This is a genomic window from Selenomonas timonae, assembly GCF_014250475.1.
Classification (GTDB): Bacteria; Bacillota; Negativicutes; order Selenomonadales; family Selenomonadaceae; genus Centipeda; species Centipeda timonae.
Map to the genome: position 1 here is coordinate 1,068,627 of NZ_CP060204.1, position 19,339 is coordinate 1,087,965.

Here is a 19,339-nt window from a genome sequence, read left to right on the forward strand (position 1 = left end):
AAACTGAGTATATAAGAATGACAGCGCCCCATCGACGCCTCGAGAGAGTGTCGATGGGGCGCTGTTGCACAAATGTTCTTGTAAAATTATAAAATGTGTTATATAATATAAATACAAAAGGTGAGCCGACACCTAAAAACTCCACAGTAACACTCGGACGTAAGGGCTGAGAAGTCGGAGAGCGACGGTAAAACTCTACATAAAACCTAGACATAAGGGCTAGGAAGCCGGGGAGCGGCGGTAAAATCGGTGTGATTGGGGTCATCCTTGGAGATGACCCCAATCTTTATGTGTATATGGTGGTTTTGTAAATGAAGAAATACAGCTGTGATGAAGCAATACAAATCTTGCATAGATCTGCGATTGCTTATCGGGAAAAACTTGCGGGGCGTGTTTTTATTGTTGTCTACAGAGATGAATCTGTAGAAGGTGGTACAGCATACAAACGCATTGTATTTTCGACGAGCAACTTTCAACATCTTACAGGCGTTCGATATACAGATAAAGCAGATGCAAAGGTGTTTTTTCAAATGTGCTGCAATAATAGACTGTCTCCCTCAAAATTACGGTTTAGCAAAGATGGTGTAACTCATTTGAAACTGGCGGTTCTTCCTTACCTAGCAGATGTTATGTATAACAGATTTTGGATTGGCACATCAATCAATAACGACATATACATCAATGCGGATTATTTTGTTGGAGATACAAAAAATCACTTGAGTTTGGGAATCCGCCATGCGAACAGGAAAGATGTTCCCGTGTCGTTAAAGAATCAATCTGTGCGGCATAATGTTGATAAAATAAGAGTGGTTTATGCCGTGTATTCTAGGTCTGTGAGCAGAGAGAATTTATGGGAGTGCGTGTATATTGATCAGAAGATTGCGCACGAAGCAAACAAAGAAGTACTTCCAAAAGAGATACGTGAACTATGGTCGGAATGAAAACGATGTATAAAAGAGCGCCCCATCGACGATATCAATGGTCGATGGGGCGCTGTTTTGTACGTTATGATATTGTGAGTTGTTGACGCGGGTGATATCCCTGCTCCTTGAGTGTGGAGTCGAGGTATTCAAGTGTTGTTGGTGTAATGAGGATGAGGGTGAGGCGGAGTTTTGCCATGTGTGCGGCGTTGATGCCGAGACTCTCGAGCCGCTCGGTATAGTCCGGATCGTCAGCGCCAATGACGGTGGCGATTCCGGCAACCTGTAGGCTCTTTGCACTGCCCGGCCCTTTGTACTCATCGTAGATGGCAAGCGCTGCGTGTTTGTTTTCCTTGAGCGCACGGAATTTTAGTCCGCCCTCGGAGAAGATGATAAATTTGCCCGCACGGTATTTGTAGGTGAGCGGGGTGCAGCGGACGAAGTCCCCATCCGCTGTGGCGAGGGCGCAGGTGCTGCGTTCTTTGATGAATGTTTCGATTGCCGCATGAAGGTCATCTTTGGGCATTTTGACAGCGTTCCTGTCTTTCTCTGTCCAGAATGCGGCAGCTTCTTCGTAGTTCATATTTGTTCGTCTCCTGTGCAGGTGTCATTTGTTTTCTGTCAGCGTCCGCAGCAGTGCGCGGCAGCCCGCGTCGACATCGCGGTAGGTGACTTCGAAGTTGCCGGTGTACCACGGGTCGGCGACGTCGCGCTCCTCGCCGATATAGGAGAGGAGACGGTGGACTTTGTGCTGCGGATCGCCGCCTGTGAGACGGTCAAGGTCGCGCATGTTCTCTGTGTCCATGCCGATGATGCAGTCATAGGCGCTGTAGTCGATGGCAGTCATCAGTGTTGCGCTCCGCTTCGTGAACGTGATGCCGTGCGCACGGAGGACTTCGCGTGTACCGCGATGTGTGTCGCTGCCGAGTTCGTCACGGTGGAGGGCTTTGGATGCTACGCTGATCTCATCGGACAGCCCCGCCTCGCGCACGAGCTGTTTCATGACGAATTCTGCCATCGGGGAGCGGCAGATGTTGCCGTGGCAGACGAATAGGATGTGCTTCATAACATAGGCTCCTTTTTGGTTTGGTTTAGGGAAGCACTGATAAATTCAGCCCAATCATCTTGGCACATCTTTTTCGCCCTCTCTGTGTCAACAAATCCTCCACATAGGCCTTGCTATGCGTCCGGTTTGTCTCCTTGATAGGACAAAAAATCTACACCAATCTGATGGACTTCATTTTATCAGCGATTCCTTAGAGAAACTGCGCCATATAGACCGGCACGTATTTCAGCATATCGGAGGGGGCGTAGTCCTTTGTGTATAGAACATAGCTTTCTTGGATACGCTCACGGTATTTCGTGCGAAAGCGATCCAGTGAGGCGTGCTTCTTATAGCCTGAGGACTTCACTTCAATCGGGCATATTTTGTGTTTTCTTGGTAGAAGGAAGTCAATCTCATAGGTGCGGTTGGATGTATCAGATGGGAATGTAAAGTAAAAAAGTTCATTGCCGCCGGCACGGAATGTCTGAGCAACGATATTTTCGTATAGATAGCCAAGATTTGCAGGGAGCTTTCCGTGAAGGAGCTTTTCATAAATGATGTTTTCGGTGAAGCTCCTATCCTTGAAGGCCAATGTCACAAATAGCCCGGTATCACAAAGGTAGAGCTTGAAATGATCGATATCCTTATAGTGCGACATACCGACGCCCGGATCGTTGATGCGGAATGCGGGCAGGACTGTCATGGAGTCCTGGAGGTCGGCAATGATCTCCCGGACGTTGCTCGCGCGCTGTTTCTCAATGATCTTTGATACCTGGTAGCGGAATGTGTTTTTACTGAGTTCGGCTGGGATTGCATCAAAGATCTGTGTCGCCCGCCCGGAATGATCTATTTTGCGAAAATCGTTCTCGTAGAGTGTCAGGATGTTGCGCTTTACCTGGTCGATTTGATTGAAATTGTTCGTTGAGAGATAGCTTTCAACGGACTGAGGCATGCCTCCGATCAGCATATAGAGACGGAAACCCTGCATCTGTTTTCGGTGAACAACGTCTCCTAGACCGCGTCCTCGCGAAAAGCATTCGTGCAGAAGGGGGATTGTTGTCTCATCCCCCTTTGCCCATAAGAATTCTTCATAGTCCATCGGGTACATGGACAGACATTCTTCTTCGCTTGGAATTAGGATGTCACGAATGTTTTTCCGTAGGGTGATGAGTGAACCTGTTTCGAGATAATCATAACGATGATCGGCAACGAGGTGTTTGATGGCTTGTCTTGCCAAAGGCTGTAGCTGTACTTCGTCGAAGATAATCAACGATTCTCGTTCGTAAAGACGTACGTTGTAGAATAGCTGCAGCTGTAAAAAGAAAAAATCCAAGTCGCTGATGTCTCGAAAGAGGCGAACTACTTCCTGTCGAGCTTTGGAAAAATCAATCAAAATGTAGCTTTTGTATTCTCTACGGGCAAATTCTTCTGCTGTGGTTGATTTTCCTATGCGCCGTGCTCCTTGAATCAAAAGCGCGGAACGTCCGCGAGAACGCCTTTTCCATGAGATCATTTCGGCTAAAATCTTTCTTTTGAACATGAGATGCCTCTTTTCAAAACACAGGCTATGCACAATCCCGTTATTTATATTATCATGTTTTTGCATAATCCCCAAGTTTTTTTAGTGGTTTTATCGCATAATCTCCAGTTTTGAGAGGATGCTGATAGAATGAAGCCCGTCAGTTTGCAACTGCGGCGCGTTCCTCTTCCCTTGTGTTTTCCCCCTGAAAATGCTAGAATAACACTGAACGATTGTGTGTTTATAGAGGGTGAAATGCGATCATGCAAGATGGGATGAGCCGTATGGAAAAGGGTATGATGTTGCGTGCGGGAGTTGCCGTGTGCGTTTGTGCGGGGCTTGCGTGTGCGTCGGGGACAAGCTTTGCTGCACCGTCGCTCGCGCGTCCAGGGGCAGATATTGCGAGTGAGCAGCCGCGCTCTGAGATCGGGATTGAGGATGTGACGCCGCGCTATCGGCAGGATGGTGACGATGCGCAGTTCACGATTGAAAATTTCATTATGGAGGCGCCTGATCTCTTCCTCGATAAAGCGGAGCTGACGCGCATTCTCGAGGAGGGGATGGGCGAGAATCGGACGATGGCACAGCTGCGTCGTACGGTAGATACGCTGACCTCTTACTGCCGTACACATGGCTACCCTGCCGCGGCGGTGTATCTGCCGCCGCAGGACAGCCCCGATGGGGTTGTCGTTCTGCGTGTGCTGCCAGGGCGCTACGATGAGATTGTAATCGAGAATAACAGCCGTCTCAAGACGCCCGTTGCGCAGAGCATTATTGCAGGGTTGAAGGCGGATGACATCATCACAACGTCGAAGCTGGAGACGGCGCTCTACTCAGTGTCGGATGCGACGGGCGCACGCGCGGTCGGTGTGCTGAGTCCGGGCGAGGCGTTTGGCACAAGCAAGCTGACAGTGCGAATTGAAGACTCGAAGGCGTCGAATACGGTCTTCTATGTGGAGAACTACGGCAGCCCGTCGACGGGACGCTATCGCTACGGTTTGCAGGAGACGCTCTACAACCCGTCGGGAACGGGCAATAAGGTGAGTCTTGGGACGCTGATCTCGAATGGGAGTCTACGCAATTTCTATGCGAACTATGAGACTGTGGTCGGACATGGTGGCACGACGCTTGGCCTTGGTATCTCGCGGATGAACTACAAGGTCGGCGGAACGCTCTCTGCAATCGGTGCGGAGGGACAGTCGCTGACGTTCACGGTCTTCGGACAGACGCCGCTCTATCATCTGACGGATCGCAGCTTGCTTGTACGCTATGGCTATAACTACCGCGATCTGAACGATGACATCACGGCGTTTGACCTCGAAGGCAAGAAACATTCGCATAGTATCTATGCGGGTCTGGTCGGCACACAGCGCTTTACAGGCGGGACGACGCTGAGTTACAATGCCAATCTGACGATGGGCTGGCTCGGGTATGACTCGCCTTATAGCGAGATCCTCGGGCGTCTGAATCAGACGGATGAGGGGATGTATGCGAAGCTGGAGGCGGATGCGACTGCGGTGCAGCGCCTCGGGAATATGACGGACTTCCTCGTGAAGGTTTCGGGACAGAAGGCGAGTCGCAATCTCGACAGCTCGGAGGAGTTCTACCTCGGCGGCCCGAATGGCGTGCGGGCTTATGCGCAGGGTGAGGGTGCAGGAGATGAGGGCATCCTTGCGACGGCGGAGCTGCGCTATCATACGCCTGTGCGCGGTCTGACGTTCAGCACCTTCTATGATGTGGGCTCGGTGCGAAAGAGCAGGGCGCCGCTCTCTGAGGATAACGCCATCACGCTGCGTGGCTGGGGGCTCGCGGCGGCATATAACAATCCGGGAGATTGGTTCGCACGCGTGGACTATGCGCGGCGGATTGGGTTGGATGAATCCGTATCGGCGAAGAACAATGCGCGGAACCGTGTCTGGTTCATGGCAGGGAAAATCTGGTAATAACGCATCGATTCCTTTCGCTGCGCTCTCGATGTGAACGGGGGCGCAGCGCGTTCATGTGGACAGGGGAAGAACGGGGGAGAGAGGATAGTCTATGAGACTGAGGCGAAAGCCGTGGATTGATACGGCGATTTTGGACTATGCGGATTTCGTCACGCCGCTTGGCGGGGATTGGGCTGCACTTACGGGGCACTGGGCGGAGGCGTTTGGTCGTGAGGCACCGCTTCATGTGGAGATTGGTGTGGGCAAGGGCGATTTTCTGACGGAGCTTGCTGCGCGGCACCCCGATGTGAACTATGTCGGGCTGGAGATGCAGCAGGGGGTGCTCTACTTTGCCGCGCGCAAGGCGGCGGAGCGCGGGCTGGAAAATCTCCGTCTCGTGGTCTTCGATGCGGCACGTCTGACGGAGCTCTTTGCGCCCTGTGAGGTGGATCGCATCTATCTGAACTTCTCTGATCCGTGGCCGAAGGCGCGCCATGCGAAACGACGTCTGACAAGTCCGCTTTTTCTCGCGCGCTATCGCACTGTCTTGAAGGCGGATGGGGAGCTGTGCTTTAAGACGGACAATATGGGGCTGTTCGACTACTCGATCGAGACGATGGCAGCGGAAGCATGGCAGCTTTCCAATGTAACGCATGATCTGCACGCGCTTGCAGAAGCCGATAATATCATGACAGAGTACGAGCGTAAGTTCAGCGCGCGCGGGGCGAAGATCGGACGCCTCGTTGCGCGTCCGTCCGTGGAGCCGGTCTGATGCGTACACGCTATACACTCTTTAAGAGCGACACGGAGCCGATCGTCATCATTATGGCGATCCTGCTCGTGACGGGGACGATCAATGTCTTCAGCTCGAGCTATGTGCTTGCGGCGATGGATTTTGAGAATCCATATTACTTCCTGCAGCGCCATCTGCAGTGGCTCGTGATCGGGATCGTGGCGTGCTGGTTCTGCCGCCGCATGAACTATCAGCGGATGCGTGGGCTGATGTTCGTCGGCATGGGCATCACAGTGTTTTTTTTGGTTGCGGTGCTCTTTGTTGGAACGACGATAAATGGGGCGCAGCGATGGCTCGCGTTCGGCCCGCTGAGCTTTCAACCCGCGGAGTTTGCAAAGCTGATGGCGGTGCTCATGGGGGCGTTCTCGATCTCGGCGGTGCTCAGCAAGGAGCATTTTCGCATGGAGCGGGATGGAAGCCAAGTTGCGATCCCGTTCGGGGCAATTCTCGTGATGGCATTCCTTGTCTATCGCGAGCCGGACTTTGGTACGGCGTGCATTGTGTTCGGCGTGCCGCTCCTGATGGCACTTGTCCTGCTCGTCCGCCCGCTGCTCTGGCTCTGGATTGTGCCGGTCACCTTTGGCTTGGCATTTGCGATCGGGACGCTGCAGCCGTACCGCATGAAGCGTATTGATGTCTGGTTCGACCCGTGGTCGGATGCGCGTGCTGCGGGCTATCAGATGGTGCAGTCACTCTCGACGATCGGCTCGGGCGGGATCTTTGGTATGGGGTTCGGCGATGGTGTGAGCAAGTACGAGTATTTGCCTGAGGCACATACGGACTTTGCCTTTGCGATCTTCAGTCAGGAGCACGGGTTCTTTGGCGTTCTGCTGATCTTCTTCCTATTCGCCGTGCTGCTCATCACCTGCATGCGTGTTGCGGCGCGTGCAAAGGATACGTTTGGGCAGGTACTCGCGCTCGGTATTATCTTTCTCGTGCTCGGACAGGCACTCGCCAATCTCGCAATGGTTGCGGGGCTGTTGCCCGTCGTGGGGGTGCCGCTGCCGTTCATCAGCTACGGAGGTTCGTCGCTGATCGTGACAATGGCGGGTATGGGGATGCTGCTTGGTATTGCCGATCGCAGTCAGGATGCGCCGCCCGCGAAGAAAAAGCCGGAGACGGCGGAGGAGCGGCGGAGCAAGATGCACGCAGTCCGATGATGGGAGGCGCTACGCCATTCTCGGCGTCAGCCCCATTTTAGTGAGGTTATTGGATGTTCAGTGATTTCTTTTTGGGGATGCAGCAGGATCTGAAGATCTTTCTTTTGCCGCCCGTCATCTGCGCCGTCTTTCGCCTGATTTTTATTCTGGTCTACCGGCCGAAGAAGTCGCCCGTCGGGGAGTGGCGGAAGTGGATTACCTGCTTCTGTTACGGATTTTGGTGGGGGATGGATTTCAACGCCTATGCCTTCCTGATTCCGCTCGTCCTCGTCTCCGTGCCGGGGGCGTTCCTTCCTGCGTACTTTGCCGTGGGGGATGCGGTGCGCATCGGTCTCTTCCTTGTCTACGCGGCAGCACTCTATACGGCGTTCATCGGCAAGATGATTTTCTACGCGCATTTTCACGACACGTTCAATCAGACGATCTGGCTTGGAAAACATGCGGATAAGAAAAATTTTGCCGATATTTTCTTCCATCAAAATCACGGCGCGTGGCTGCTCCTCGGCTATCTGCCCTATCTTGTACTTTGTGCATTTGCGGCGCATGCCGTTCTCGCCCTGCCGTCTCTCGCCTATCCCGTGCTGACGGACGGCGCGGTGCAGTATGCGGTGAATACGCTCGTCTTCATCGCCTCTATTGTACTCTTTTACTGGCTGCGCTATGGTGGGACGCTGCGGCATCGGCTGAAGCCCGAGTGGGACGAGGTGCCCGCCTTCGTTAAGGAAGATCTTGTTCTGGGCAAGGCGACGATCGACGATCTCATTGCGCTCAAGATGGTATGGAAGCGTCCCGTGCAGGATGTTTTGAATCATTCGGATGAGGAGTCGTACGCGATTTTGAAATGCATGATTCCGCCCGATTCGCCTGTGGAAACACCTCTGGAGGTATTCCGACGGACAGCGGGCGGGCCGCGCATCGATCCGCCGCAGCATATTTTCTTCCTTCTGGCGGAGAGCTATGGGCAGGTGCACTTCGATGCGCCCTATGTCGGGCTGAATCTGATGGAGGCGGGTGCACGCTTTCGTGCAGAGCCGCATACGGTCTGCATCAACAACTTCCTCTCAAGCGGGATGATCTCGCAGCCGTCCCTTGTCAGTCTGCTCCTCGGTGTCTATGATGCGGACATGGAGCTGAATGAAAATGTGCTGTTTTGGAATCATACACTGCCCACTTCGCTGCCGTTGCAGCTTAAAAAACTCGGTTATCATACCGATTTTTGGTATGGCGGGGGACTGAACTGGGGGAGTTTGTCTCATTTTCTCCCCGCACTTGGATTCGATGAGGCATATGGCGGCGTGGAGATCTGCGCTTCCGATGCGCCGCGCACATGGCTTGGCGTTTACGATCATATCTTTTTAAACGAGGCTGCACGGCGGATTCGTGACGAGGGGGATGCGGTACCGTCCTTCCACTTCCTCTATACGACTTCGAATCACGGCCCCTTCCGCATTCCCTTTGAGGAGTATGGCTTTGATGCGGCGCGCCTCAACCCCGAGATGGCGAAAGCTCTGAAGAACTCCATGAAAAAATACCGTGGTTTGGGCTGCGCATGGTACGCTGATCAGGCGCTCTGCAAATTTATTGAAGAGATGCGCGCGGCATTTCCCGACAGTCTATTCATCGTTACGGGCGATCACATGGGCGGGGAGGTGCCGCTCATTGAAGGGGTGACGGAGCGGCAGGAGCTCCTTCTGCGCGAGCAGATTCTCACATCGTTCTCGATGCATCATCCACAGCTCACAGCGGAACATCTGGCCCACAACGAGATCGGCGGACATATGAATATCCTCCCGACGCTCATCGAGCTGATCGCGCCAAAGGGCTTCTCCTACTATGCCGTTGAGAAGCCGCTGACGGAGCGGATCGAGCGGGTTGTGACACCCTATGCATGGCTTACGCATGAGGAGGTCGGACGCTACCGAGATTGCAAGGCGCAGGAACTGAAGGTGACGGCGGGGGCACTGCCGTGGCGCGTCGATACGGAGCGCTTCACGGAGGAGCGCTATGCGTACTGTGAGCTGACGGCGTACTATGTGCGACATCCGGAGCTGCTTGTGGGTAAGAATTGGTGAATGGGGCGCCTTGAGCCTTTGAACAACACGCACAAAGAGCTGTTGCACAAGTCAAAGCAACTTCGTGCAACAACCTCTTTTTTCTGATTTTTTACCGAAAGGCACAAGAAAGATACGCTAGGCGAAGTGTAAATAGAAAACTTTGTCAAATATGGATTGACAAGCGTTTTGACGGATGATATTATGTGACAGTCCCCTTTTTGGAGGTGAGCTATGTCTCTGGAGAAATTACACACAGCGCGCACGGTCGCCGGCATTCATCAGGTTTGCCGCGCGGTGGAGAGCGGCGCGGCAGAGATGGTGTTCATCGCCTCGGATGTCGATGAGCGTGTGCTTGGCGCACTGCTTGCGGCTTGCGGGGACGCGGGAATCATACCTGACCGCACGGCGACGAAGGCCGCGCTCGGAGAGTACGTACGCCTCGATGTGGGTGCTACGGCGGTCGCTACACTACGGTAAAAACGCAGCCTCTGCGTTTTCATACAAAAGAATTGAAATGACGACAAAGGAAGGAGGTGCAGTATGCCAACGATCAATCAGCTCATTCGCAAGAGCCGGAAGAGCCTTGAGGAGAAATCGAAAGCACCAGCACTGAAGAACAGCCCGCAGAAGCGCGGTGTCTGCACGCGTGTCTATACGTCCACGCCGAAGAAGCCAAACTCTGCTCTTAGAAAGGTTGCTCGTGTTCGCCTGACGAACAGCATCGAGGTGACCGCATACATCCCCGGAATCGGGCACAATCTGCAGGAGCACAGCGTCGTCCTCATTCGCGGCGGTCGCGTGAAGGATCTGCCGGGTGTTCGTTACCACATCATTCGCGGCTCGCTCGATACGGCCGGTGTGCAGGATCGCGCACAGGGACGTTCGAAGTACGGCGCGAAGCGTGCAAAGAAGAAGTAAGGAAGTATATCGTTAGGAGGTTGGGCTATGCCACGTAAGGGCCCCGTGCCGAAGCGGGATGTTCTGCCGGATCCGGTATATCATTCCAAGACGGTGACGAAGTTTATCAACAAGGTTATGCTCTCGGGCAAGAAGAGTGTTGCACAGCGCGTTGTGTACGATGCGTTTGACACGATTCGCGAGAAGACAGGGCAGGATCCGCTCGAGGTGTTCGAGACGGCTCTGCGCAATGTCATGCCTGTGCTCGAGGTCAAGGCACGCCGTGTCGGCGGTGCCAACTATCAGGTTCCGGTCGAGGTTCGTGCGGATCGCCGCATGACGCTCGGTATCCGCTGGCTTGTCGGCTATGCGCGTCTGCGCGGCGAGAAGACGATGGATGCACGCCTCTCGGCAGAGCTGATGGATGCTGCGAACAATACGGGCGCAGCGATTAAGAAGAAGGAAGATACGCACAAGATGGCGGAGGCCAACAAGGCATTCGCACATTATCGCTGGTAGGAACTTCTAAACGGAGATTCCGTAACATCCAGCAGTGTAAGGAGCGATAGGAAACAGTGGCAAGAGAATATTCCCTTGAAAAAACGCGGAATATCGGCATCATGGCACACATCGATGCCGGCAAGACGACGACCACCGAGCGCATTCTCTTCTACACGGGCGTAACGCACAAGATCGGCGAGGTTCATGAGGGCGCTGCCACCATGGACTGGATGGTTCAGGAACAGGAACGCGGCATTACGATTACGTCGGCGGCGACGACCTGCCACTGGAAGAACCATCGCATCAATATCATTGATACGCCTGGTCACGTTGACTTTACGGTCGAGGTAGAGCGCTCGCTGCGCGTGCTGGACGGCACGGTGGCTGTTCTGACCGCGCGCGGCGGTGTTGAGCCGCAGACGGAGACGGTCTGGCGTCAGGCGGAACGTTACAATGTTCCGCGCATGGCGTATGTCAACAAGATGGACATCACGGGTGCCGATTTCTTCAATGTTATGAACATGATGCGCGAGCGTCTCAACGCGAACCCGGTGGCGATTCAGCTGCCGATCGGTGCAGAGGATGAGTTCAAAGGCATCATCGACCTCGTGAAGATGGACGCCATCGTGTACGAGGACGATCTCGGCAAGGTGACCGATGAGGTTGAGATTCCCGAGGAGTACAAGGCACAGGCTGAGGAATACCATGAGAAGCTGGTCGAGGCGTGCGCTGAGGCGGACGATGAGCTCATGGAGAAGTATCTCGGCGGTGAGGATGTTACGGAGGCGGAGATCCGCCGTGCAATCCGCAAGGCGACGATCGCCTGCCAGATGACGCCTGTCACCTGCGGTACGTCGTACCGCAACAAGGGCGTGCAGCCGCTCCTCGATGCGATCGTCGACTACATGCCGGCACCGACGGATATCCCGCCGATTGCAGGTGTGAACCCCGACACAGGTGAGGCGGACAGCCGCCCGGCATCGGATAGTGCGCCGTTCTCGGCACTCGCGTTCAAGATCATGACGGATCCGTTTGTTGGAAAGCTCGCGTTCTTCCGCGTCTACTCCGGTACGCTGAACTCCGGCTCCTACGTCTTCAATGCGACGAAGGACAACAAGGAGCGCATCGGCCGCATCCTGCAGATGCACGCAAACAACCGCAAGGAGATCGAGGTGGTCTACAGCGGCGACATTGCGGCGGCGGTCGGTCTCAAGAATACGACGACGGGCGATACGCTCTGCGATGAGAACAAGCCGATCATCCTCGAGTCGATGGAGTTCCCCGATCCCGTTATCTCCGTTGCGGTTGAGCCTGCAACGAAGAACGATCAGGAGAAGATGGGCATTGCGCTCCAGAAGCTCGCTGAGGAGGATCCGACGTTCCGCGTGCACACGGATGCAGAGACGGGACAGGTCATCATCTCGGGCATGGGCGAGCTGCATCTGCAGATCATCGTCGACCGTATGCTCCGCGAGTTCAAGGTCGACTGCAAGGTCGGCGAGCCGCAGGTGGCATACCGCGAGACGATTCGCAAGTCGGTCAAGGCGGAGGGCAAGTTCGTCCGTCAGTCCGGTGGTCATGGTCAGTACGGTCACTGTTGGCTCGAGCTCATCCCGCAGGATGCAGGCGAGGGCTTCAGTTTCGAGAACAAGGTCGTCGGCGGCGTGATTCCGAAGGAATTCATCAACCCGATCGAGGCCGGTGTTCGCCAGGCGATGGAGGGCGGCGTTGTCGCCGGCTATCCGATGGTCGACATCAAGGTCATCGTCTACGACGGATCGTTCCACGAGGTCGACTCGTCCGAGGCTGCGTTCAAGGTGGCTGGTTCGATGGCGTTCAAGGCTGGTGCCGAGAAGGCAAGCCCCGTGCTCCTCGAGCCGTATGTCAAGGTCGAGGTCACGGTGCCCGAGGAGTACATGGGCGACGTTATCGGCGATCTGAACTCGCGCCGTGGACGCATCGACGGCATGGAGCCGCGCAACGGCGTGCAGGTCATCAACGCGTTCGTTCCGCTCTCGGAGATGTTCGGTTACTCGACGGATCTCCGTTCCAAAACCCAGGGCCGCGGGAACTACTCCATGGAAGTTTCCTTCTATGACGAAGTTCCTAAGAATATAGCTGACGCTGTAGTCGCCAAGAACAAAGGCGAATAAGGAGGCAATTTTAGAATGGCAAAGGAAAAGTTTAACCGCAGCAAGCCCCATGTCAACATCGGCACGATCGGCCACGTTGACCACGGCAAGACGACGCTGACGGCTGCAATCACGAAGGTTCTCTCCGAGAAGGGCTATGCGAAGTTCGAGGACTATGCGGACATCGACAAGGCTCCGGAGGAGCGCGAGCGCGGCATTACGATCAACACGGCGCACGTTGAGTATGAGACGGACAATCGTCACTATGCGCACGTTGACTGCCCGGGCCACGCGGACTATGTCAAGAACATGATCACGGGTGCTGCACAGATGGACGGCGCGATCCTCGTTGTCTCCGCTGCTGACGGCCCGATGCCCCAGACGCGTGAGCACATCCTGCTCGCACGTCAGGTCGGCGTTCCGGCTCTCGTTGTCTTCCTCAACAAGGTTGACCAGGTTGACGATCCCGAGCTCCTCGAGCTCGTCGAGATGGAAGTTCGTGAGCTGCTCTCGCAGTACGAGTTCCCCGGCGACGACATCCCCGTTGTTGCAGGCTCTGCGCTGAAGGCGCTCGAGGGCGACGAGGCGATGAAGGCGAAGATCCTCGAGCTCATGGATGAGGTTGATAAGTATATCCCGACGCCGACGCGTGACACGGACAAGCCCTTCCTCATGCCGGTTGAGGACGTCTTCACGATCACGGGGCGCGGCACGGTTGCCACGGGTCGTGTGGAGCGCGGCGAGCTGAAGCTGAACGATACGGTTGAGATCGTCGGCCTTCAGGAAGAGGCGCGCAGTACGGTTGTTACGGGCATCGAGATGTTCCGCAAGCTGCTCGACAGCGCTGTTGCGGGCGACAACATCGGCGCACTGCTCCGTGGCGTTGACCGTAAGGACATCGAGCGCGGTCAGGTTCTTGCGAAGCCGGGTTCCATCAACCCGCACACGAAGTTCAAGGCGCAGGTCTACGTCCTGACGAAGGAAGAGGGCGGCCGTCATACGCCGTTCTTCACGAACTATCGTCCCCAGTTCTACTTCCGTACCACGGACGTGACGGGCGTTGTCCGTCTCCCCGAGGGCACTGAGATGGTCATGCCTGGCGACAACGTCGAGATGGAAGTCGAGCTCATCACCCCGATCGCGATCGAGCAGGGTCTCCGCTTCGCTATCCGCGAGGGCGGCCACACGGTCGGTGCGGGTCGTGTTACGGCGATTGAAGGCTAATTCTTAGTCTCTTGATATTCCCTAGGAGGAGGAGCGGCGCGCTCGCGTCGCTCCTTTTCGAGGGAGTATGATAAAACTTCTTTTCATCTTTTGGAATCATACGACAGACGACGTACTCCATGCGATGACATGGCAGATGGCTATGCCCCGGCGGGGCAGAGGGAACTGCCGTGGAGAAATGTTTGGGGCGAGACCCCGGACGAAGGAGGAAAACTACTTTGGCGAAACAGCAGAAAATCAGAATTCGTTTGAAGGCCTACGACCACAAGGCTCTCGATCAGAGTGCGGCGAAGATCGTCGACACGGCAAAAAAGACGGGCGCGATGGTCTCAGGTCCCATTCCACTTCCGACGGAGAAGAATGTCTATACGATTCTCCGTTCTCCGCACGTCAACAAGGACTCGCGCGAGCAGTTCGAGATGCGCACGCACAAGCGCCTCATCGACATCCTGCAGCCGACGAACAAGACGGTCGATTCGCTCATGCGTCTCGATCTGCCTGCCGGCGTTGATATCGAGATTAAGCTCTAATAGGAGGTGGAAGCCTTGGCTAAGGCTATTTTAGGAAGAAAACTGGGCATGACCCAGATCTTCACAGAGGAAGGCCGCGTCGTTCCTGTGACGGTCGTTGAGTCCGGCAACAACTTCGTGCTCCGGAACAAGACCAACGAGACGGACGGCTATAACGCTGTGCAGCTCGGGTTTGGCGATATCAAGGAGAAGAACGTCACGAAGCCGCTCAAGGGTCAGTTTGAGAAGGCGGGCGTGAAGGCGGTGCGTTTCATTCGTGAGATGCGTCTCGCTGCTCCTTCCGAATACAATGTTGGTGACACGATCGGCGTCGATATCTTCGCTGCGGGCGATCTCGTCGATGTGGTCGGTACGTCCAAGGGCAAGGGCTTTGCGGGCGGCATCAAGCGCCACAACTTTGCACGCGGCCCTATGGGTCACGGCTCGAAGTCGCACCGTGAGCCGGGCTCGACGGGTGCGATGATCTCGGGTCCCGGCGGACGCGTCCTCAAGGGCAAGAAGCTCCCCGGCCGTATGGGCGGCGAGCGCGTCACGGTGCAGCGCCTGACGGTTGTCCGCGTGGACAGTGACCGAAACCTCATCCTCATCAAGGGCGCAATTCCGGGCCCGAAGAAGGGATTTGTCGTGATTAAAGATACCGTAAAGCCTGCAAAGGCGACGAAAGAATAAGGAAGGGGGAAAAGCAGCATGGCGAATGTAGCAGTATACGATATGTCGCACAATCAGGTTGGCGAGATCAGCCTGAACGATGAGTTCTTCAATGTCGAAATGAATGCCGGCCTCCTTCATCAGGCGGTTGTCCTCCAGCTCGCGTCGCAGCGTCTCGGCACACACGCGACGAAGACGCGCGGTCTTGTGCGCGGCGGCGGACGCAAGCCTTGGCGCCAGAAGGGCACGGGTCGTGCCCGCGCAGGTTCGACGCGCAGCCCGCTGTGGGTTGGCGGCGGCACGGTCTTTGGACCGCATCCGCGCAAGTACGGCTTTACGATGCCGCGCAAGCAGCGCCGTCTCGCCCTCAAGTGTGCGCTCTCGGACAAGGTGCGTACGGGCGACTTCATCGTCCTTGACCAGCTCGATTTCGAGGCACCGAAGACGAAGGCAGCCGTGAAGCTCCTGAGCGATTTCGGTGTGAATGCAAAGAGCCTCTTCATCACGGCGGACGAAGCTGTCAATGTAGAGCGCTCCACTAGCAATATTCCGGGTGTAAAAGCCATCTCGGCACGTGGAATCAATGTCTATGACATTCTCCATCACGACAAGCTCTTCATTACGAAGGATGCCATCACCCGTATCGAGGAGGTATTCGCATAATGGAAGCACGTGATATTCTCGTACGCCCGCTCATCACGGAGCGGACGACGCAGCTCATGGCTGAGGGCAAATACGTCTTCGTCGTCGCGAAGGCTGCGAACAAAATCGAGATTGCAAAGGCAGTCTCGGAGATCTTCAAGGTGAAGGTCGCAAAGGTCAACACGGTCAACGTCCTCGGCAAGAAAAAGCGCATGGGTCGCACACAGGGCAAGCGCCCGGACTACAAGAAGGCCATCGTGAAACTCGCTCCGGGCGAGACCATCGAGTTCTTTGAAGGCTGAGACGAAAGGGAGGTACGAACGTGGCAGTAAAGAGTTTTAAGCCGTATTCTGCCGGCAGACGTTTCATGACGGTCTCTTCCTTCGATGAGATCACAACGGACAAGCCGGAGAAGTCCCTCACCGTTCGCCTGACGAAGACGGGTGGACGCAACCAGCAGGGCAAGCTGACCGTGCGTCATCGCGGCGGCGGTCACAAGCGACTCTATCGCATCATTGATTTCAAGCGCACGAAGGACGGCATCCCCGCCCGCGTCGCGACGATCGAATACGATCCGAACCGCAGCGCACGCATTGCGCTCCTGAACTACGCAGATGGCGAGAAGCGCTACATCCTCGCACCGAACGGCCTGAAGGTCGGCGATGTTGTGGAGTCGGGTGCCGAGGCTGACATCAAGCCGGGCAACACGCTTCCGCTGAAGAATATCCCGCTCGGTACGGTCATCCATGCCGTCGAGCTCAAGATCGGAAAGGGTGCACAGCTCGTCCGCAGCGCAGGTACGTCCGCACAGCTGATGGCAAAGGAAGGCGACTACGCACTCCTGCGCATGCCGTCCGGCGAGATCCGCCGCGTGCACATCAACTGCCGTGCGACGATCGGTCAGGTCGGCAACCTCGAGCATGAGAACATCACCATCGGCAAGGCAGGCCGCAGCCGTTGGCTCGGACGCCGTCCGGAGACGCGCGGTATTGCGATGAACCCGAATGACCATCCGCATGGCGGCGGCGAGGGTCGTTCGCCGGTCGGACGCAAGAGCCCGATGACGAAGTGGGGCAAGATTGCGATGGGCAAGAAGACGCGCCGCAAGAAGAAGGCGTCGAACCGTCTGATTGTTCACCGCCGTAAGTAATCGGCTTGGTGGACACCCGTCTTGGGCATCTTTTCCGCCCTGTCTGCGAAGAGCAAATCCTCCACATAGGATTATCTATGCGTCCGGTTTGCTCCCTTGACAGAACGAAAAATCTGCTCCAATCTGGGCGTCCTCCTAATTATAGTTGATTCAGTCGTAACTTGCAGATAGAACCTCGTCGGATTGATTACAGTCCGGCGAAAGGAGGAAAAACTTTGTCAAGATCGATTAAGAAAGGGCCTTTCGTCGCAGAGAGCCTGATGAAGAAGATCGATGCGCTCAACGAAAAGAACGAGAAGAAGGTTGTGCGCACATGGTCGCGCAGCTCGACGATCTTCCCGGATTTCGTCGGCCACACGATCGCTGTCCATGACGGACGCAAGCATGTCCCCGTATACGTCACGGAGGATATGGTCGGACATAAGCTCGGCGAATTTGCGCCGACACGTACATTCAAGGGTCACGCGGGCGAAGAGCGCAAGACCTCGCTGCGCTGATAGAGAGGAGGACGATTCGTGGCACAGGAAGTAAAGGCTACTGCCAAATACATCCGTATCGCACCGCGCAAGGTTCGCATTGTGATGAACCTCGTGCGCGGCAAGAGCGTTGCTGACGCTCTCGCAATCCTGAAGTTCACGCCGAAGGTCGGCGCGGACGCCGTGGAGAAGGTGCTCCGCTCTGCCATTGCAAACGCGGAGAACAACTTCGACATGGATGCAGACCGTCTGTTCATTTCCTCAGCTTTCGTTGACCAGGGGCCGACCTTGAAGCGCATTCATCCGCGTTCGCGTGGACAGGCGTTCAAGATTTTGAAGCACACGTCCCACATCACGGTTGCCGTAAACGAAAAGTAATAGGGAGGGAAACAGTTTGGGTCAGAAAGTAAATCCCCATGGCATTCGCCTTGGCATCGTCAAGGATTGGGATGCCCGCTGGTATGCAGACAAGGATTTCGCGCAGAATCTGCATGAGGACATCAAGATTCGCGATTACCTCAAGAAGAGCCTCCAGACCGCAGGTGTTCCCCGCGTGGAGACGGAGCGCAGCAAGAACCGCCTGAAGCTCACGATCCATACGGCAAAGCCGGGCATGGTTATCGGACGCGGCGGCTCCGGGATCGAGCAGATCAAGGAAGGCCTCAAGGGTCTGACGGATAAGCGCGTTGACATCAATATTGCAGAGATCAAGCAGCCGGATCTCGACGCGACGCTCGTCGCCGAGAACATTGCGGCACAGCTTGAGCGCCGCATTGCCTTCCGCCGTGCGATGAAGCAGGCTGTCGGGCGCACGATGCGTCTCGGCGCGAAGGGCATCAAGATCGCAGTCAGCGGCCGTCTCGGCGGTGCGGAAATCGCACGCCGTGAGTCCTATCGCGAGGGCAGCATTCCCCTGCACACGCTGCGTGCAGACATTGACTACGGCACGGCCGAGGCGCATACGACGTACGGCCGCATCGGCATCAAGGTCTGGATCTTCAAGGGCGAGGTTCTCCCCGACAAGAAGCAGGCGCCGAAGAACGGTAAGGAAAGGAGCGAGGCGTAATGTTACTCCCAAAGCGTGTAAAGTACCGCAAGCAGTTCCGCGGACGCATGAAGGGTAAGGCACAGCGCGGCAACACGGTCAGCCATGGCCAGTACGGTCTCGTCGCTCTGGAGCCGGCATGGATCACGAACCGCCAGATCGAGGCTGCGCGTATCGCGATGACGCGTTACATCAAGCGCGGCGGTAAGGTCTGGATCAAGATTTTCCCGGACAAGCCGGTCACGGCGAAGCCGGCAGAGACCCGCATGGGTTCCGGCAAGGGCTCGCCCGAGTACTGGGTAGCCGTCGTAAAGCCGGGTCGCGTCCTCTTCGAGATGGACGGCGTGGCACGTGACGTTGCGGCAGAGGCGATGCGTCTCGCGGGACACAAGCTCCCGATCAAGACGAAGTTCGTCGTACGCGAAGAAGTAGAGGGCGGTGAAGTGAATGAAGGTTGATGAGATCCGCGGCCTGAGCGCCGATGAGCTCAAGGAGAAACTTGCGTCGCTCAAAGAGGAGCTCTTTGGCCTCCGTTTTCAGCACGCCACCGGACAGCTCGATAACCCGATGCGTATCAAGGACGTAAAGAAGACGATTGCCCGCATCAAGACGATTCAGCGCGAGCAGGCAAACGCCTAAGACAAGTTACGGACATTCGTACAGATACGCAGAAGGAAG

The 19,339-nt window shown here is 55.8% G+C and carries 24 protein-coding genes; 20 read left to right on the forward strand and 4 right to left on the reverse strand.

Annotated elements, in window-relative coordinates; all coding sequences use genetic code 11:
• Positions 1 to 311: 311 nt before the first annotated feature.
• Positions 312 to 941, forward strand: a complete 630-nt coding sequence (locus H1B31_RS04930) for a PBECR4 domain-containing protein (protein WP_185981119.1) — start codon at positions 312 to 314, stop codon at positions 939 to 941.
• A 64-nt stretch (positions 942 to 1,005) separates the two neighbouring features.
• On the opposite strand, the gene H1B31_RS04935 is transcribed toward H1B31_RS04930, so the two are convergent.
• Genes H1B31_RS04935 through H1B31_RS04945 form a run of 4 tightly spaced genes read right to left on the reverse strand, consistent with a single transcriptional unit; the run spans position 1,006 to position 3,505 of the window.
• Entirely contained in the window at positions 1,006 to 1,503 is a 498-nt protein-coding gene (locus H1B31_RS04935; protein ID WP_185981120.1) for a pyridoxamine 5'-phosphate oxidase family protein, read from the reverse strand.
• A gap of 24 nt (positions 1,504 to 1,527) precedes the next feature.
• Entirely contained in the window at positions 1,528 to 1,986 is a 459-nt protein-coding gene (locus tag H1B31_RS04940) for a low molecular weight protein-tyrosine-phosphatase (protein ID WP_185981121.1), read from the reverse strand.
• A gap of 25 nt (positions 1,987 to 2,011) precedes the next feature.
• A complete protein-coding gene (locus H1B31_RS11435) occupies positions 2,012 to 2,137 on the reverse strand; it encodes a secretion protein HlyD (RefSeq protein ID WP_226372160.1) in 126 nt (41 codons plus the stop codon).
• Positions 2,138 to 2,176: 39 nt separating this feature from the next.
• Entirely contained in the window at positions 2,177 to 3,505 is a 1,329-nt protein-coding gene (locus tag H1B31_RS04945; protein WP_185981122.1) for an ATP-binding protein, read from the reverse strand.
• Between the two features lie 263 nt (positions 3,506 to 3,768).
• Here H1B31_RS04945 and H1B31_RS04950 point away from each other — a divergent pair, with 263 nt between their 5' ends.
• The 19 genes from H1B31_RS04950 (at position 3,769) to rpmC (ending at position 19,300) form a co-directional block, all read left to right on the forward strand.
• Positions 3,769 to 5,427, forward strand: a complete 1,659-nt coding sequence (locus tag H1B31_RS04950; RefSeq protein ID WP_226372153.1) for a ShlB/FhaC/HecB family hemolysin secretion/activation protein — start codon at positions 3,769 to 3,771, stop codon at positions 5,425 to 5,427.
• A 94-nt stretch (positions 5,428 to 5,521) separates the two neighbouring features.
• The gene (gene trmB, locus H1B31_RS04955; RefSeq protein WP_185981123.1) at positions 5,522 to 6,181 is read left to right on the forward strand and encodes a tRNA (guanosine(46)-N7)-methyltransferase TrmB; all 660 of its coding nucleotides are present in this window, start codon (positions 5,522 to 5,524) and stop codon (positions 6,179 to 6,181) included.
• Entirely contained in the window at positions 6,181 to 7,362 is a 1,182-nt protein-coding gene (locus H1B31_RS04960) for an FtsW/RodA/SpoVE family cell cycle protein (protein ID WP_185981124.1), read from the forward strand. Before trmB ends, H1B31_RS04960 begins: the two co-directional genes overlap by 1 nt.
• 53 nt (positions 7,363 to 7,415) lie before the next feature.
• Positions 7,416 to 9,434, forward strand: a complete 2,019-nt coding sequence (locus tag H1B31_RS04965; protein ID WP_185981125.1) for an LTA synthase family protein — start codon at positions 7,416 to 7,418, stop codon at positions 9,432 to 9,434.
• A 213-nt stretch (positions 9,435 to 9,647) separates the two neighbouring features.
• Positions 9,648 to 9,893: a ribosomal L7Ae/L30e/S12e/Gadd45 family protein gene (locus tag H1B31_RS04970; RefSeq protein ID WP_185981126.1), complete on the forward strand. Its 246-nt coding sequence runs from the start codon at positions 9,648 to 9,650 to the stop codon at positions 9,891 to 9,893.
• Positions 9,894 to 9,956: 63 nt separating this feature from the next.
• Positions 9,957 to 10,334, forward strand: coding sequence for a 30S ribosomal protein S12 (rpsL, locus tag H1B31_RS04975; RefSeq protein WP_006307578.1), 378 nt, complete (start codon positions 9,957 to 9,959; stop codon positions 10,332 to 10,334).
• 27 nt (positions 10,335 to 10,361) lie between these two features.
• Positions 10,362 to 10,832: a 30S ribosomal protein S7 gene (rpsG, locus tag H1B31_RS04980; protein WP_006692921.1), complete on the forward strand. Its 471-nt coding sequence runs from the start codon at positions 10,362 to 10,364 to the stop codon at positions 10,830 to 10,832.
• A 56-nt stretch (positions 10,833 to 10,888) separates the two neighbouring features.
• Complete coding sequence (fusA, locus tag H1B31_RS04985; protein ID WP_185981127.1) at positions 10,889 to 12,967, forward strand: elongation factor G; 2,079 nt, start codon at positions 10,889 to 10,891, stop codon at positions 12,965 to 12,967.
• A 15-nt stretch (positions 12,968 to 12,982) separates the two neighbouring features.
• Positions 12,983 to 14,170, forward strand: a complete 1,188-nt coding sequence (gene tuf / locus H1B31_RS04990; protein WP_009441263.1) for an elongation factor Tu — start codon at positions 12,983 to 12,985, stop codon at positions 14,168 to 14,170.
• Between the two features lie 218 nt (positions 14,171 to 14,388).
• Complete coding sequence (gene rpsJ, locus H1B31_RS04995) at positions 14,389 to 14,700, forward strand: 30S ribosomal protein S10 (protein ID WP_006695835.1); 312 nt, start codon at positions 14,389 to 14,391, stop codon at positions 14,698 to 14,700.
• Positions 14,701 to 14,715: 15 nt separating this feature from the next.
• Positions 14,716 to 15,369: a 50S ribosomal protein L3 gene (gene rplC, locus H1B31_RS05000; RefSeq protein WP_037346668.1), complete on the forward strand. Its 654-nt coding sequence runs from the start codon at positions 14,716 to 14,718 to the stop codon at positions 15,367 to 15,369.
• 18 nt (positions 15,370 to 15,387) lie between these two features.
• Positions 15,388 to 16,011, forward strand: a complete 624-nt coding sequence (gene rplD / locus H1B31_RS05005; RefSeq protein ID WP_006307565.1) for a 50S ribosomal protein L4 — start codon at positions 15,388 to 15,390, stop codon at positions 16,009 to 16,011.
• The gene (rplW, locus tag H1B31_RS05010; protein ID WP_006694704.1) at positions 16,011 to 16,292 is read left to right on the forward strand and encodes a 50S ribosomal protein L23; all 282 of its coding nucleotides are present in this window, start codon (positions 16,011 to 16,013) and stop codon (positions 16,290 to 16,292) included. The genes rplD and rplW overlap by 1 nt, the downstream gene beginning before the upstream one ends.
• 20 nt (positions 16,293 to 16,312) lie before the next feature.
• Positions 16,313 to 17,140 carry a 50S ribosomal protein L2 gene (gene rplB, locus H1B31_RS05015; protein ID WP_185981128.1) on the forward strand — a complete coding sequence of 276 codons (828 nt, stop codon included), beginning with the start codon at positions 16,313 to 16,315 and terminating at the stop codon, positions 17,138 to 17,140.
• Positions 17,141 to 17,355: 215 nt separating this feature from the next.
• Complete coding sequence (gene rpsS / locus H1B31_RS05020; protein ID WP_006307562.1) at positions 17,356 to 17,637, forward strand: 30S ribosomal protein S19; 282 nt, start codon at positions 17,356 to 17,358, stop codon at positions 17,635 to 17,637.
• An 18-nt stretch (positions 17,638 to 17,655) separates the two neighbouring features.
• Positions 17,656 to 17,994: a 50S ribosomal protein L22 gene (gene rplV, locus H1B31_RS05025; protein ID WP_009441259.1), complete on the forward strand. Its 339-nt coding sequence runs from the start codon at positions 17,656 to 17,658 to the stop codon at positions 17,992 to 17,994.
• A gap of 16 nt (positions 17,995 to 18,010) precedes the next feature.
• On the forward strand, positions 18,011 to 18,682 hold the full coding sequence (gene rpsC, locus H1B31_RS05030) for a 30S ribosomal protein S3 (protein WP_009441258.1): 672 nt from the start codon (positions 18,011 to 18,013) through the stop codon (positions 18,680 to 18,682).
• Positions 18,682 to 19,119: a 50S ribosomal protein L16 gene (gene rplP / locus H1B31_RS05035; RefSeq protein ID WP_006307554.1), complete on the forward strand. Its 438-nt coding sequence runs from the start codon at positions 18,682 to 18,684 to the stop codon at positions 19,117 to 19,119. The genes rpsC and rplP overlap by 1 nt, the downstream gene beginning before the upstream one ends.
• A complete protein-coding gene (gene rpmC / locus H1B31_RS05040) occupies positions 19,109 to 19,300 on the forward strand; it encodes a 50S ribosomal protein L29 (RefSeq protein ID WP_009441256.1) in 192 nt (63 codons plus the stop codon). The genes rplP and rpmC overlap by 11 nt, the downstream gene beginning before the upstream one ends.
• The last annotated feature ends 39 nt before the right edge of the window (positions 19,301 to 19,339 follow it).

What these genes read in the sequence shown, in the direction of transcription:
- H1B31_RS04930 (WP_185981119.1), top strand. Translation starts at nt 312, where the DNA reads ATGAAGAAATACAGCTGTGATGAAGCAATACAAATCTTGCATAGATCT.
- H1B31_RS04935 (WP_185981120.1), bottom strand. Translation starts at nt 1,503, where the DNA reads ATGAACTACGAAGAAGCTGCCGCATTCTGGACAGAGAAAGACAGGAAC.
- H1B31_RS04940 (WP_185981121.1), bottom strand. Translation starts at nt 1,986, where the DNA reads ATGAAGCACATCCTATTCGTCTGCCACGGCAACATCTGCCGCTCCCCG.
- H1B31_RS04945 (WP_185981122.1), bottom strand. Translation starts at nt 3,505, where the DNA reads ATGTTCAAAAGAAAGATTTTAGCCGAAATGATCTCATGGAAAAGGCGT.
- H1B31_RS04950 (WP_226372153.1), top strand. Translation starts at nt 3,769, where the DNA reads ATGGAAAAGGGTATGATGTTGCGTGCGGGAGTTGCCGTGTGCGTTTGT.
- trmB (WP_185981123.1), top strand. Translation starts at nt 5,522, where the DNA reads ATGAGACTGAGGCGAAAGCCGTGGATTGATACGGCGATTTTGGACTAT.
- H1B31_RS04960 (WP_185981124.1), top strand. Translation starts at nt 6,181, where the DNA reads ATGCGTACACGCTATACACTCTTTAAGAGCGACACGGAGCCGATCGTC.
- H1B31_RS04965 (WP_185981125.1), top strand. Translation starts at nt 7,416, where the DNA reads ATGTTCAGTGATTTCTTTTTGGGGATGCAGCAGGATCTGAAGATCTTT.
- H1B31_RS04970 (WP_185981126.1), top strand. Translation starts at nt 9,648, where the DNA reads ATGTCTCTGGAGAAATTACACACAGCGCGCACGGTCGCCGGCATTCAT.
- rpsL (WP_006307578.1), top strand. Translation starts at nt 9,957, where the DNA reads ATGCCAACGATCAATCAGCTCATTCGCAAGAGCCGGAAGAGCCTTGAG.
- rpsG (WP_006692921.1), top strand. Translation starts at nt 10,362, where the DNA reads ATGCCACGTAAGGGCCCCGTGCCGAAGCGGGATGTTCTGCCGGATCCG.
- tuf (WP_009441263.1), top strand. Translation starts at nt 12,983, where the DNA reads ATGGCAAAGGAAAAGTTTAACCGCAGCAAGCCCCATGTCAACATCGGC.
- rplD (WP_006307565.1), top strand. Translation starts at nt 15,388, where the DNA reads ATGGCGAATGTAGCAGTATACGATATGTCGCACAATCAGGTTGGCGAG.
- rplW (WP_006694704.1), top strand. Translation starts at nt 16,011, where the DNA reads ATGGAAGCACGTGATATTCTCGTACGCCCGCTCATCACGGAGCGGACG.
- rplP (WP_006307554.1), top strand. Translation starts at nt 18,682, where the DNA reads ATGTTACTCCCAAAGCGTGTAAAGTACCGCAAGCAGTTCCGCGGACGC.
- rpmC (WP_009441256.1), top strand. Translation starts at nt 19,109, where the DNA reads ATGAAGGTTGATGAGATCCGCGGCCTGAGCGCCGATGAGCTCAAGGAG.